The sequence below is a fragment of the Glaciecola sp. KUL10 genome (genome assembly GCF_003203515.1).
Lineage (GTDB): Bacteria > Pseudomonadota > Gammaproteobacteria > Enterobacterales > Alteromonadaceae > Glaciecola.
In genome coordinates this window covers 186,062-199,266 of sequence record NZ_BGNG01000001.1, presented here as the reverse complement: position 1 = coordinate 199,266, position 13,205 = coordinate 186,062, and the positions used below count along the sequence as shown (strand labels likewise).

General features: G+C 36.9%; 14 protein-coding genes. 4 read left to right on the top strand and 10 right to left on the bottom strand.

Going from position 1 to position 13,205, the window contains the following annotated elements; genetic code table 11:
• Nucleotides 1-20: 20 nt before the first annotated feature.
• From bfr (KUL10_RS00890) to KUL10_RS00870, 5 genes are all read right to left on the bottom strand, one after another.
• On the bottom strand, nucleotides 21-488 hold the full coding sequence (gene bfr, locus KUL10_RS00890) for a bacterioferritin (protein ID WP_110427029.1): 468 nt from the start codon (nucleotides 486-488) through the stop codon (nucleotides 21-23).
• A gap of 1 nt (nucleotide 489) precedes the next feature.
• Nucleotides 490-963 carry a bacterioferritin gene (gene bfr / locus KUL10_RS00885; protein WP_110427028.1) on the bottom strand — a complete coding sequence of 158 codons (474 nt, stop codon included), beginning with the start codon at nucleotides 961-963 and terminating at the stop codon, nucleotides 490-492.
• Nucleotides 964-1,091: 128 nt separating this feature from the next.
• Complete coding sequence (locus KUL10_RS00880) at nucleotides 1,092-2,693, bottom strand: cation:proton antiporter family protein (protein WP_110427027.1); 1,602 nt, start codon at nucleotides 2,691-2,693, stop codon at nucleotides 1,092-1,094.
• A gap of 70 nt (nucleotides 2,694-2,763) precedes the next feature.
• On the bottom strand, nucleotides 2,764-3,624 hold the full coding sequence (locus KUL10_RS00875; RefSeq protein WP_110427026.1) for an alpha/beta fold hydrolase: 861 nt from the start codon (nucleotides 3,622-3,624) through the stop codon (nucleotides 2,764-2,766).
• A gap of 47 nt (nucleotides 3,625-3,671) precedes the next feature.
• Entirely contained in the window at nucleotides 3,672-5,159 is a 1,488-nt protein-coding gene (locus tag KUL10_RS00870; RefSeq protein ID WP_110427025.1) for an NAD(P)/FAD-dependent oxidoreductase, read from the bottom strand.
• Nucleotides 5,160-5,284: 125 nt separating this feature from the next.
• Between KUL10_RS00870 and KUL10_RS00865 the strand changes: the two genes are divergently transcribed.
• Nucleotides 5,285-5,929, top strand: coding sequence for a leucine-rich repeat domain-containing protein (locus KUL10_RS00865; RefSeq protein WP_110427024.1), 645 nt, complete (start codon nucleotides 5,285-5,287; stop codon nucleotides 5,927-5,929).
• A gap of 1 nt (nucleotide 5,930) precedes the next feature.
• Here KUL10_RS00865 and KUL10_RS00860 read toward each other — a convergent pair whose 3' ends face one another.
• The 4 genes from KUL10_RS00860 to KUL10_RS00845 form a co-directional block, all read right to left on the bottom strand.
• Nucleotides 5,931-7,196 (bottom strand): alginate export family protein, encoded by a 1,266-nt coding sequence (locus KUL10_RS00860; protein ID WP_110427023.1) that lies wholly within the window; start codon nucleotides 7,194-7,196, stop codon nucleotides 5,931-5,933.
• A 26-nt stretch (nucleotides 7,197-7,222) separates the two neighbouring features.
• The gene (locus KUL10_RS00855; RefSeq protein ID WP_110427022.1) at nucleotides 7,223-8,002 is read right to left on the bottom strand and encodes an anti-sigma factor domain-containing protein; all 780 of its coding nucleotides are present in this window, start codon (nucleotides 8,000-8,002) and stop codon (nucleotides 7,223-7,225) included.
• The gene (locus tag KUL10_RS00850) at nucleotides 7,987-8,544 is read right to left on the bottom strand and encodes an RNA polymerase sigma factor (RefSeq protein WP_158525289.1); all 558 of its coding nucleotides are present in this window, start codon (nucleotides 8,542-8,544) and stop codon (nucleotides 7,987-7,989) included. Before KUL10_RS00850 ends, KUL10_RS00855 begins: the two co-directional genes overlap by 16 nt.
• A gap of 522 nt (nucleotides 8,545-9,066) precedes the next feature.
• Nucleotides 9,067-9,318 (bottom strand): hypothetical protein, encoded by a 252-nt coding sequence (locus KUL10_RS00845; protein WP_110427020.1) that lies wholly within the window; start codon nucleotides 9,316-9,318, stop codon nucleotides 9,067-9,069.
• Nucleotides 9,319-9,443: 125 nt separating this feature from the next.
• Between KUL10_RS00845 and KUL10_RS00840 the strand changes: the two genes are divergently transcribed.
• From KUL10_RS00840 to KUL10_RS18575, 3 genes are read left to right on the top strand one after another with little or no spacing between them, the layout of a single operon-like run.
• Nucleotides 9,444-10,763, top strand: coding sequence for a site-specific integrase (locus tag KUL10_RS00840; protein ID WP_110427019.1), 1,320 nt, complete (start codon nucleotides 9,444-9,446; stop codon nucleotides 10,761-10,763).
• Between the two features lie 36 nt (nucleotides 10,764-10,799).
• Nucleotides 10,800-12,428: an AAA family ATPase gene (locus KUL10_RS00835; protein WP_110427018.1), complete on the top strand. Its 1,629-nt coding sequence runs from the start codon at nucleotides 10,800-10,802 to the stop codon at nucleotides 12,426-12,428.
• A 15-nt stretch (nucleotides 12,429-12,443) separates the two neighbouring features.
• Complete coding sequence (locus KUL10_RS18575) at nucleotides 12,444-12,596, top strand: hypothetical protein (RefSeq protein ID WP_158525288.1); 153 nt, start codon at nucleotides 12,444-12,446, stop codon at nucleotides 12,594-12,596.
• Here the strand turns inward: KUL10_RS18575 and KUL10_RS00830 are convergent.
• A complete protein-coding gene (locus tag KUL10_RS00830; RefSeq protein ID WP_110427017.1) occupies nucleotides 12,586-13,185 on the bottom strand; it encodes an isoprenylcysteine carboxylmethyltransferase family protein in 600 nt (199 codons plus the stop codon). The genes KUL10_RS18575 and KUL10_RS00830 overlap by 11 nt on opposite strands.
• Nucleotides 13,186-13,205 lie beyond the last annotated feature (20 nt).

Genomic DNA, 13,205 nt, shown 5'->3' with positions numbered 1-13,205 from the left:
AGAGATATGAAGTAATGAATTTATATTTGAGATTGTAAATAGTTAGGCAGCCCCAAACGATCAATCAGCCCCAGCTGCTGTTCAAGCCAATGAGCGTGGTCCATTTCAGTGTCATCAAGCAAAATCATAAGCATATCACGTGTAACAAAGTCCTTTTCAGTCTCTGCAAGAGAAATTACTTCACGTAGTTTATCTGCTACTTCATATTCAACTCTTAAATCGCTCTTAAGCATTTCGGGAACGTCTTTACCCATCTGATACCCAACACGTGTCACCATGTCGGGTGTTCCACCCAAAAACAACATACGTTCGATTAGTTTTGTTGCATGTCCTTTTTCGTCATCGAACTCGTGATTAATTCGTTCGTATAACTTATGTAGTCCCCAGTCCAAGTACATTTGAGAGTGCACAAAATACTGGTCCATTGCGGCGAGTTCATAGCCTAATAATGTATTTAGGCCATCTATAACTTTTTGGTTACCTTGCATATTAATCCTCCTCTATCTGAGCTTGTAGATAATTTTGAATACCCATCGTTTCGATTTGATGCTGCTGTGTTTCAAGCCAATCGAAGTATTCTTCTTCATCATCGAGGATTGAAGTAAGTAGGTCACGGCTTACATAATCGCGTTTCTCCTCACATAAAACGATGGCATCTTTTAAAGCTGGAATTTGTTCTTTTTGAAATTTTATATCGCAGGCAAGCATTTCTTCGCTTTCTTCACCAATGTAAAGTTTACCAAGCATCTGCAAATTGGGTAGCCCTTCGAGAAACAAGATACGTTCGATAAGCTTGTCGGCTTGTTTCATGTCTCTAATTGATTTTTTGTACTCAGCTTCATTTAAGGCTTCAAAACCCCAATTTTTAAACATGCGAGCGTGTAAAAAATATTGATTTATTGACGTCAACTCAATGGTTAATACGTCATTTAACGATTTTAATACTTCAGGATTACCTTTCATGGCAACTTCCTTTTTTGTTTAATTGGGGGAATTATATCGCCACAAACAAAATAATCAATAAAAACCGTTAATATTCAATGAGATACAAAGGATAATGATTTTCATTAAGGCTTCTATTGCGGCTAAGCTTAAGCTTTAAGCTTAGCCGAAGTTTCTGCTGTATTTATCGCATCAATCATCTCAAGGCTTTCTTCTGCAAAACCAAGTCCGGCTTCGGTAAAGAAGTTAAAAACTCTATCGACACCTTTTTCCATCAATGGCTCAACTTCATCTTCATAGCGCGCAATTGCTGCAATTTTTCCTTCATAACCCGCAGCCCTGAGCTGATTAGTAATATTTGAAGAATCTTCTATGGATGGTAGGGCAAGCATCACAAGTTTAACGTGCTGGATATCAAGGTTTTCCCATAAATCAATGTTTTCACCATCTCCAACAATCGCATTAAAATCATTTCGTTGTAGTTTTTGAACCTTTTGAGCATCGGCATCCATCCCATAGACTCGCTCTCCCAGAACTCTTGACAACGAAGTGAATGCACCTTTACCCACTCGTCCCATGCCAACAACGAGTACTTGCGCATTTGTTAATGTTGGATAAATGTCTTCTGGTAATGGTTGGTCTTTACTATATCGCTTTATGATTTCTTTATGTTTGTTGTAATGATCGTGAGACTTTTTATACAACAGGCTAGTCACAACAAATGAAAATGAAGTACTCATCGCAAGTATCACTAGCCATGTATCCGCAAGCAGACCAATACTCACAGAAACAGCACCAACAATTAGGCCAAACTCACTGTAGTTATTCATAATTAAGCTTGCAAGATAACTGGTTCGAGCTCGCAATCTAACTTGTGTAAATAAAATGAAAAACAAACCGAATTTGATGGGCAACAATAATGTAAACCCAAGTGCAATGAGGGTCATCTGCAAATTTGGAAGTGCGGTTAACCCGATCGTTAAAAAGAACCCTATTAAAAATAGGTCCTTAAAGCTTAATAATGATTTACTTAATTCGTTTGATTTAGCATGACCCGCTAGCAGTACACCAAAAATAAGTGCGCCCAAATCGCCTTTGACACCGACCAATTCAAATAGGTGATAGCCGCCAAAGGCCATTATTAAGCCGGTTAAGGGAAGCAACTCTCCGTGTCCAGATTGACTTAACAATTTTTTTAGCAAAGGCGCTAGTGGGATCAATGCAAACAATCCTAACGCATAAATTGAAGGGATCTTGCCCGTCGCGAAAACAAGAAACAAAACCGCTAAGATATCTTGAACAACTAAAATACCAATCGCAATCTTCCCGTGGCGAGTTCTCATTTCACCACTTTCTTCAAGAATTTTTACAACGCAAACGGTAGAACTAAAACTAAACGCAAATGCAATTAATGCACTAGAAGTTAAAGACAAATGAATGAAATAGGGAATTCCGAATACCGAAAGCATAACCAGAATAGCGCTTATGGAGGTAACCCAAATTATGGTATGACTTAAGCTTGTCACTAAAATTTCGGGTTTTAATAAATCCTTTACGTTCAATTTAAGGCCGATAGTAAAAAGCATAATAGTAATGCCGGTATCGGCAAATGCTTGTAGCGTATCGTTATTTTCAAACCCCCATGCATTTAAGACAAAACCAGCAAGCAGATAGCCTATCAACGGTGGTAAGTTTAAAAACTTAAAGCCTAGACCAAATATAAATGCAAATAATAAAAGTATGTAATCCATAGGCGCCTAGTCGCTAATTTCCTGCATGAAAAGTATTAAGATTAACACGTGTTAAAAATAGTACTTTGATTTAAATCGTATTTAAAAATAACTTGATATCATTTGCACAAACCTCGGGGCATTCAACCATCGGCATATGCCCAATATTTTCATATATCAATGCTGACGAATCTAATATTTTTTCCCATAGTTTGTGATCGTCTAAGGGTAACAATTCATCTTTTGCTCCCCAAATGAGTAAACACGGCTTTTGGTTTTCAAAACTCTTATCGGTAAAGAAATCATCAATATTAAAAAAATCGGCAAACATGTGGGCATACTGATCTTTATTGTTTATATATTTTTGACCAACGTGATTAATAACATATTTAGGAATGTAAGGCGGCCTATGCATTGAGCTTTTATAGAAAGCCCAAAATTGATTAAGGTCACTGTGAATAAATGGATTGTGTTTAGACTCGTGCATATATTGCGCAAATTCGGTTTTTGCGCCTGCAGGATCGATTAATACGGCTTTTAATACACGCTCTGGTGCAATTTTTAGCATCTGAGCTACCATCATACCGCCCATTGAGTTACCGATTGGGATACAAGTTTCAATGTTTAGTTCATTTAACAGCCTTATTAAATGTTGGACTTGCTGAGGGACTGAATAATTACTACTTCTATTATAGCTATTATTTCCGTGACCCAGCATATCCGGAACTAACAGATTAAACTCTCCCGACACATGTTTCGCAAAACGATTCCAAATGTATTTATCAGCGCTAAAACCGTGAAGCAACACAAGAGTAGGGGCCTCTGGTACTTTTTTCGATTGCAGAAAATGTGTTGGTATACCGTTTATTGTCAATCTACCTTTTTTGAGCCCAGCTAACATAGATTCAAATTTATTGGCTACATTAAGTGTAACCTCACCAAGACTAGTCAATGCTATATACCCCTATTATTGTTTTGAAATTCATAGCGTTTAATCACTTAGTATTTAAACACATGATCATCGTCTCTCCATTTTTTACACATTAGGCGATATGTAAAACTGAAACCAGGGAACATGGCGATGACTTTTCCATTTTCATTCTGATACCAGCTCTTGCAGCCTCCGTGAGCCCACACAGTTTTGTCCATTTCGGAATGAATCATTTCTGAATATTTTGATTCTGCTTTTACAGTAGGCTCAATACTCTTACACTTATCGTTAAGTAATTTATTTAATGCTTGCTTGATGTATCTCATTTGCGATTCAATCACAAAAATTGCCGACGTATGACCAATCCCAGTATTGGGACCAGTGACTACAAAGTAATTTGGGAAGTTTGGCATGCTAGTGCCCAAATATGCCCTAGGGTATTCTTTCCATTGTTCATTCAATACGATGTTATTTCTACCTATTACTTCACTTGACACCATGCTGTCTGCAGCTCGATACCCAGTAGCTAATACAACAATATCTACCTCTATCTTATTTTTTGTTTTACTCACTATGCCATTTTCATAAAATGCAGCAACCGAATCCTCTATGTCATGCAAAACACAATTAACTTTTTGTAGAGCAGGGTAGTAGGTATTGGAAAGTAAGATTCGTTTACAACCTATTTTGTAACTTGGCGTTAGTTTTTCACGAAAGCCTAAATCAGAAACTTGCGACTTAAGGTGTTTCTTTGCGGGCATTTCGGCTAGAAGCTTTAAAACGCTAGGAATATACTTGAATCCGATTACGCGTAACTCCAAAATGGCGTATATAATCGATTTTATCGATTTATATATATATTTGTTTTTAAAGGCGTTTATCTGAATCCTACTTAAAACACGGTCTTTTCTAGGCATTACCCAGTGTGGGGTACGCTGAAACACATCCATACGCTTTACTTTATCAATTATGGCAGGAATTATCTGAATAGCACTGGCACCACTGCCTATTATTGCGATTTTTTTGCCCTCAAGTTCAAGATCTTTAGGCCAATCATTTGAATGAAAAACTTTTCCTTTATAAGCCTCCATGTTTTCAAAAAATGGAAGCGAAGGGGTACTTAATGGACCTGTGGCGTTAATCACGATACGGCTTCTAAAGCTTAATTTTTCTCCATTATGAGTAACTTCTAGCAACCAATAATTTTCGTCTTCAAGCCAGACGGCTTTTTCTAGATTGTGTTGCAACCTTATATGTTTATGCAACTTATGTTTATTTAACAAATCATTTGTATACGCAGCTAGCTCTGGTTGCTTCGCAAACATTTCAGTCCAAGCGTATGGTTCATCCTCTAGTGAATAAAGAACAGACTGAACATCAACAGCGGCCCCTGGATAGCGATTTTGCAGCCACGTTCCACCTGGAAATGAACGACGTTCAAGCATAATGAAATTGGGATGTTCATATTCATCAAGTTTTAACTGTTTTAGATTAATAGCGGCGCTTATGGCGCTGAAGCCTGTTCCAACAATAACAACATCAAATACTTTATACATTTTATCTTATTATTTAGTGTTCATTTAAATACTCAGCCAATTTATACTCTAATGCTTAAGGTTCACATTAAAACAATTTGATATAGTTTCAAATAGTTATTGGTTAATGAGTAAGGATCAGTTTTATGGCACTCGGCAGCAAAGTGATACGTATGATGTCATTAACGCTATTGATCACATTTACACTATGTGCAAATGCAAGCTTTAGAGATAAGGCACTTTCAACATGTGTAAACGATACTATGGCCAAGCTAAATTTGTCATCTTTAAGTTCGGTTACTAAGCTAAAATGCCATAATAAAGGCATTAAAACACTACAAGGTATAGAGCAACTTAGCTCTTTACGTTATCTATCTGTTTTTGGAAACAAATTAACAAGTCTGGACGTAACCAAGTTAAATCTGCTTACTCACCTTAATGTAGCAAAAAATAACCTTTCAACACTTGAAATAGCTGGACTATCCAATCTCACGGAGTTGTTTGCATTTAAAAATAAGCTCTCAACGGTTGACCTGAAGGGCCTAGGTTCGTTAGTCAAGTTAAGAATGATGGATAACCAACTTCAATCGCTAGATATTGCACCGTTAGTCTCGCTTGAGGCTGCATATTTGTGGAATAACCAACTAAAAGATTTGGATATTAGCGGCCTAGCAAATCTGAAATTTTTAGATGTAAAACAAAACCCAATGCCAGATGAATTATATGACTTTTACGATGAGCAAGTAGGTATCACTATTAGCCATGATGGAAATGCGGATGATTGGAAATAAACTAGAGATTATATTTTAATGAAAACGTAAGCGTAGATAAGTCTGATTTAGATGGCTCAATTCCCTCTATACCGCCTTTAGTTATATATCGTGCAGCGACTATATTTCCCTCAAGTTTTCGGCTGAACCTATATGCTAGTTCAAAATCAAGCTCATAACCTGCTGTATTACCCGTGCTGTATGATGAAAATTGGTTAAATACTGTTCTCCACCTTAGCTTTCCGCTTCTTCCTCGGTAAGTAATCAAGTGGTGAACAATGCCGTCAGCATTAACATAGCTATTAAAAACATCTGCCCAGCCTAAATAGCGGTGGTTATCCCCTAATGAAGTAGCAAAAGCGAAGCCGTTATCTTCGCTTAATATTTCTGAACCAAGGCTAATACGATGACTTTTGTATTGAGCACCTATTTCATAACGATAGTAGAAACCTGAAAATTGCCAAGGACTATCACTAGATGTTTTTTGATGAGCAACTTCACCTTCGTATAAATATCGAATGGTATTTGGCTTATAGTCTCCCGCAAACTTTACCCCAAACGTGTCACTTGAAAACTGTGGCGCAGTTTCATTCTCTAATAATAATGCGTAAGTTGAAAAGCTAAGGTAATTATTATACTGATAGCGTACATTTATAAGGTGACTATTATGAGTGTGATTTCCAAGTTCAAATACTGGCCTAGTATCTAAAGAAGTAAAACGAATATCTTTTGAACTCAGCTGCCTAGTTGCAGAATCACCAAAAATCCGATGGACTTTGTCGACATAAGAGTAGCTAAACTTAAGATAAGAATTGTTATCGTACAAAAATGTAAGAGCGTCCATACTCTGGTCATTTTGCCAAAATTCAAGGGCACTGACATGTCGTTGCGCGTCAAAATTTAAAAGTTGACGTCCCAGTTTTATATTAAGGCCATTATCGAATTCATATCTAAGCCAAAATTGATTCAATTCACTTCCTTCGACATCAGGTATCGGGCTTGTATTCCTCGTAATAGTGACGGAGTTATAGCTTTCATCATTGAACCCATGCACAAAATCATACTCTGAAAAAAACCTGATTTTGTCAGAAAAATCTATTGCAGAATTAAGTCTAAATTTAAGTGTTTTTGCAGTAGCATCGCCACGTACATCGTCGTTTATCGTTTGATAACGAACACGTCCAGCAGTATCAAAGTCTACTTCCATCGCGTGAACAGTATTGTTAAGTACCAAAACAATAAATGTAATGGCACCATATAATTTTAATTTTAAATTAGTTACTTGCATACCTATCCATGTTTGATTGGTTCAAACTAAGACGTTTTATCATTTGACTCTAATCTTATACAAAGCCCTCGAGAAACAATTAACTCGCTAGGCTCGCCTATTGCTGAACCACCTTCATCTTCGACCGACAATTTCAAAGAAAGCGAATCTTTAATCAGTCTCCACTCTGCTTCACTGAGCATGCGTTTAAAAGATTTCTCATTTCTAGGCACTTCTCCAAGGCTTCTAACTTGCTGGTCTGTTTTAGAGACTACCCATAACTCAAAGGTTTGGTCTTCTTCTAATGCAGGAAGGTCTATGATATCCAAAACTAACTGCTTAGATTCACCATATGTAGAAGCTACTATTTGCGGCCTCTCAGTTTCATCCTCAAGCACGGCGACGTAGCTTAGAGGACCAAGCGCTTCTTGGTTCAACAAGTGAAAGCCGAGTAGGGCACACAACATTAAAGAGAATACACTTGATATCTTCCAAAAACCAAACCCATTTAAAATATGAAAAATACTAAAGCTATTTGGTCTTTCAAGTTTACTTTGGTCTCCAATATTTAATTGTGCTTGTATATTGGTCCACGTGTTTAAATGTGGATCTAACTCAGGTGTTAAAGTGTCCAAAGGTGACAGTTTACTTTCCCAATAAATTATCCGTTTATCTAACATTTGATAGTCCAACGAAAGTCTAAGTCGATCGATTCTAGATTTAACAGATGGACTCAATACACCTAGCACATAATTTGAGGCTAAGTGCTCAATTACCTTATCGTTTTGATAGCGTTTAATTATATTCTGCTCTAATTCGCTAGACATAATTGCAACCTCTCAATTCCGCGTCTCAACCAAGACTTTACAGTGTTTATTGGCGTTTCAAACTTATCTGCAATTTCTTCACGGCTAAAACCATAGTAATAGGCTAATAATACTGATTTTCGTTGTTTGACCTCTAAGCTAGACAAACACAATGATAATTGTTGGTCTAATTCTGCGTTTTTTAGTCCGTCACTTGCACGAGTTTCAATTTCGTCAAGACTGTCCAAAATTGTTTGAAATTGAGCGCCTTCTATTCTTCTTTTTTCAAGTCTCAAACGATCGTAGGCACGATAACGCACAATAGACGCCATCCAAGTCATAGGTTCAGCTTGTTCAGGCCGAAACTCGCCAGCGTTATTCCAGATTTGCACAAAAGCTTCCTGAAGAACTTCATTGGCACTTTCTATATTGTTTATGATTCGATAAGCTATTCCGTTGAGCTTTTTGGATACACACTGATAAAGCTCTGCGAATGCCTGCTGATCATTTAAAGAGCACCTCGCAAGTAACGTTTCAAGATATCGAACATCTTTTTCATTCATATTTTGACTGTCCATAAACAAATATCATACAACTAAAACAAATTACGCCTTTAACTTTTAAAAGTTGCAGTGATGAAAAAATATTATTGAAAACTTTACTATGTATTTCATTTGCACATAGAAATATTGAAAAGAACGATTCAATGAAAATGAGACCATCCTTTAACTTATTCTTTTATAGCCCAATTTGAGTAACAAAAGTAGGGGATTGAATTTCCTTTATTTCATTAATAATTATTCAATCGCTCTTTACATATATTATTTATTTAACATAATATACATTATGCGCAATATAAAAACACATAACGCTATAAAATAATATACTTATCAATTACTTAAATTCCATCACTAACGCGGACAACCTTCTAAAGTGGTAAAAATATGTCTTCTAAAACAGTAAAAATACTTCTATATCAGTAAAAGTGTCGTAATGAACATATTGGTCGCACAACAGGTTTATTAAACCTCTATCAATGAATGGCAAATGTGCAAAAAGGACAGTAATAATATTTCTTCCAATGTTTAATTGTTTTTGGTTAAACGTTCGATGAATGTTTTTAGCTCAAAGATACTAAAACTACCTATATCTCCTTTGGTTAGGTTCCGAGCTTGAGACGGTGTAACGCCTAATACATTTACTGTATTCTTTATAGGCTTGTTAAAATCTAATAGAGCATGTATCTCAATCATTGCATCTGAAAGCTCTTTATCGACGGCAGCTTGTTTTGATGACGTTGATGTAACATCAAAAATGTTTTCATAGTCTAATTTCATAGTAGTGGTACTTTGTAAGGCAATTTAGTTCAATTTAACTTAATTAGTTTGAATAGTATGTTCCTTAAAATCAATGTTTGATTAATTCGTAATAATAAACATTATTACGATTTGACTAGAAGTTAATGTCCCTCTATTCTATGCAAATGCAATATCATCCACTTACCGATGCTACTAAACTTCAAGCCGTTCAACGCAGACTGCTATCGACTTCTGAGTTTTCATCGGTCTACCCTACATTAAAAGAATTTCTTGAATTCAAAGAAGCTGAAGGTATTCGAGCGCGAGCTGATGTGAGTCATTTGTTGGATTTTTTAGTCACTAACCTAAGTAACGCCAAAGGCACACAAACTCGCTTTCGCAATGAAGCTGAGCGATTTATACTTTTTTGTTGGAATGAGCGTGGCAAGTCAGTGTTAAAAACTACTTTAGAAGATATCAAACTGTATATTGATTGGATCTGGAAGCCACCCAAAGGGCTTGTCTCTGACACCACTATAGCTAGTAGATTTAAAAGCAAACCGAAATCTGAAGTTCGCTTAGCCAACCCTGAATGGCGACCGTTTGTACTACGTAAGCCGAAAGCTAATCGTAAAATCGAAATGCTAATCGAGCCTATTACGACTAAACCGAAATCAAAACAAGCCTATCGATTAACACAAACATCATTGCAGAACTCTTACGCAGCGTTAAACGTTTTCTTTAAGTTCTTATTTGACGCTGAGTTGGTTCGGCGTAATTACGTGTCTGATGCAAAGAAAAACTGTAAGTACTTGGTTAAAGGTAAGATATACCAACCACCACACACACTTGATGATGATACATGGGGTCTATTCATTGATTGTTTAACCAAAGCTGCTAATGAAAACCCGAAGTTTGAAATACATCGTTTCGTGGTATTAACACTCAAAGTTCTTTTTTTACGTATTTCTGAGTTATCACATCGTGATTATTATACACCCTTGTTCAATCATTTCAGACCTGACCCAAGTGGTGAAGGTTGGGTTTTAAACGTCATTGGTAAAGGTAAAAAGGAGCGACTGGTTACGGTACCTGACTCATACATTGATAGTGTATTATCTCGCTATAGGGAGTATTTAGGGTTAACTCCCCTCCCCCGAATAGACGAAGATACACCAATGCTCTCATCTCAGAAAACGGGTGCTCCTCTGCATCAAGACAGCTTGAATAATATTGTAGAAGAAGCATTTGATTTAGTTATAAAAGAGCTTGTGAAAGTAGGTAAAAAGCAGCAAGCATTGGACATTGCCGGCGCGTCTTCACATTGGTTGCGGCATACAGGAGCAACTCAGGCATTAGATGAATTAAATGAGACTATGCTTGCAGAAGAACTTGGCCACGCAAGTGTTAAGACCACTGTCGAGGTTTATGTGGCTCCGGCTCATAGAGATAGAATTAGAAAAGGCTCAAAACGGAAGCTTTGAGCCCTTTATTTGAGCTTTGTATTCATAAGGACAAAAATGAAATTAAAAACAGTACATTTAACTAATTTTAAGCGGTTTACAAACCTTAAGATTGAAGACATTCCTAAATCTACAAAATTAGTTGTCTTGACAGGGCCTAACGGCAGCGGGAAATCATCACTTTTTGAAGCTTTCAATTTTTGGATGAACTGGGCTAAATCTAGAATTAATTTTGACCCTGAATACCATTCAAAAGGTTCTGAAACAATAGATAAAAATTGGAATGAAGCTTTTCAGAAAATTAAGTTGGAATTTCACGATCACGAAGGCAACAATATTCCTCAAAGTAATGACAGAAAAGAGTTTTACATTCGCTCTGCTTATAGGCATGAGGCTGACTTTACAAGTAATGGGATCCAAAATACTGACTCTATTCTCATTGATTCTAGAAGGCCTTTAAACTTACTTCAATCAGAACACCGTGTTTCAGATAATTATCAAAGGATTATTGGAAAAGCTGTTGATGTGCTTTTCAATAGTAAAGAGGCAAAAAAGAAATCAGGAGAAGACATTTCGGATGAGTTAATTGGTAAAGTTAGAGAAGCTGTTCTAAAAGTCTTTGATAACTTAACGCTTAATGGTCCTGGCAACCCCACTGAAAACGGCACTTTCAGGTTTTCAAAAGGGAGTAGTGACGGTTTTCATTATAAAAACCTTTCAGGTGGGGAAAAAGCTGCGTTCGATCTCTTGTTGGATTTCGTGGTCAAGCGAGAGGCCTTTAATGACACTATATTTTGTATTGATGAACCTGAATTGCACATGCATACTCGTCTGCAGGCGAGATTGCTCGAAGTAATATTCGAACTAATCCCCGATAATTGCCAACTTTGGTTAACAACTCACTCGATTGGAATGGCTAGAAAAGCTGCAGAACTAAAGGCTAAAAATGACAACGAAGTTCAATTTATTGATTTTCACGGGATTGACTTTGATGATTCAAAAACGCTTGCTCCTAGCTTACCTGACAGAGATTATTGGAAGAAGATTTTTGATACCGCATTAGACGACCTAGCTCAATTAATCGTCCCTGAAAATATTGTATTTTGTGAAGGAAGAAGAATAGGTGATTCGGGTAAAAAGCCAAGTTTTGATTCCGAAATATATACGAAAATATTTGGCGTTGAGTTCCCAAATACTGAATTTGTTCCCTTAGGAGGTGCTAACCAGGTTGATATAGATGGTGACACCTTTAAGTTACTCTTAGCTCGAATCGCACCTGGCGTCAAAGCATGGAAAATTTTTGATAGAGACGATAGAAATGAGACTGAGATAGAAGAAATACGATCATCAGGTGGTGTTGTGCTCCCGAGAAGAGACATCGAAAGCTACTTATGGGACGATCAAGTCATAGAGCAATTATGTGCTGATCATGGTAATCCTGAAGTTGCAGAGCAAATAATTTCGAATAAAAAAACTTTTTTAGCATCGTTATCTACTAGAGGAAAACCAGTTGATGATGTTAAGGCAATTTCCGGCCAATTATACAATGAAGTCAAAGCTGGATTGAAACTTACTCAAGCAGGAAACAATCCTGAAGCATTTGCAATTGAAAATTTGGCTCCAATAATCAAAAGAACAAAGGTTTATTGTGAGTTGAAGAAAATAATTTTTGCACCTGTCCTGTAATTAGCTATCTACTCAATGTCTAATACAAAACAGTATTGGACATTGAAACAAAAAAACGATGGAGGTAGTAATCGCCATCACAAAGGTTGGTTCTCGTTGAAAGGCTTTATTCTTGATAGTGCATTACCCTCCCCTAGCTTACTCAATTATTTAAGCGTCACCGCTTAGATCTCAAATGCTTTGGTATATATCGGTTGGTATTGGACAGATATTTTAGAAAATCATCGCCGTGCACGTTCTTTAAATAAGGCTCTTCAATTTTTCGAACAATCACTTCAATGCAAATCCAACATACAAAAGCACATGCCCAAAGCAGTATATGAGGGAACGTTATACATACTCCAATCCAAAGTAGGAAAATACCGAAGTAAATAGGGTTGCGAGACTTTGCGTAAATCCCATGAGTAATCAGTGAAGTCCTTTCTTTCGGGTCAACCCCAATACGCCATGAATCTCCCATTTGAATTTGAGACAACAAGGTTACAGCAATTCCGCAAGCGCCAATCAAGGAGCCGAGAAGTTGAAATGGAGTTGAAGGAACAAATATGGGGGGAACGCGTCCTAAGTAACCAAAAAGAATCAGACCAAATCCTAGGCAAAATGTAATCACGAATATCGTCCCCGGCAAAATTTCTACTAACGGGGCGTTTCTAGATGCTGCTCTGATACCAAAATCACCATTTCTCTTGTATTGTACAAAGCTCCTACCGAGGACGGCTAGCAGTAAAAAACTACTGATTAAAATAAGCGAAACCATATCAATCCTTATCGTATATG

Coding starts and splice junctions, on each gene's coding strand:
- KUL10_RS00830 (WP_110427017.1), bottom strand. CDS start 13,185: ATGGTTTCGCTTATTTTAATCAGTAGTTTTTTACTGCTAGCCGTCCTC.
- KUL10_RS00855 (WP_110427022.1), bottom strand. CDS start 8,002: ATGTCTAGCGAATTAGAGCAGAATATAATTAAACGCTATCAAAACGAT.
- KUL10_RS00880 (WP_110427027.1), bottom strand. CDS start 2,693: ATGGATTACATACTTTTATTATTTGCATTTATATTTGGTCTAGGCTTT.
- KUL10_RS00850 (WP_158525289.1), bottom strand. CDS start 8,544: ATGAATGAAAAAGATGTTCGATATCTTGAAACGTTACTTGCGAGGTGC.
- KUL10_RS00870 (WP_110427025.1), bottom strand. CDS start 5,159: ATGTATAAAGTATTTGATGTTGTTATTGTTGGAACAGGCTTCAGCGCC.
- bfr (WP_110427029.1), bottom strand. CDS start 488: ATGCAAGGTAACCAAAAAGTTATAGATGGCCTAAATACATTATTAGGC.
- KUL10_RS18575 (WP_158525288.1), top strand. CDS start 12,444: ATGTCTAATACAAAACAGTATTGGACATTGAAACAAAAAAACGATGGA.
- KUL10_RS00840 (WP_110427019.1), top strand. CDS start 9,444: ATGTCCCTCTATTCTATGCAAATGCAATATCATCCACTTACCGATGCT.
- KUL10_RS00860 (WP_110427023.1), bottom strand. CDS start 7,196: ATGCAAGTAACTAATTTAAAATTAAAATTATATGGTGCCATTACATTT.
- bfr (WP_110427028.1), bottom strand. CDS start 963: ATGAAAGGTAATCCTGAAGTATTAAAATCGTTAAATGACGTATTAACC.
- KUL10_RS00865 (WP_110427024.1), top strand. CDS start 5,285: ATGGCACTCGGCAGCAAAGTGATACGTATGATGTCATTAACGCTATTG.
- KUL10_RS00845 (WP_110427020.1), bottom strand. CDS start 9,318: ATGAAATTAGACTATGAAAACATTTTTGATGTTACATCAACGTCATCA.
- KUL10_RS00835 (WP_110427018.1), top strand. CDS start 10,800: ATGAAATTAAAAACAGTACATTTAACTAATTTTAAGCGGTTTACAAAC.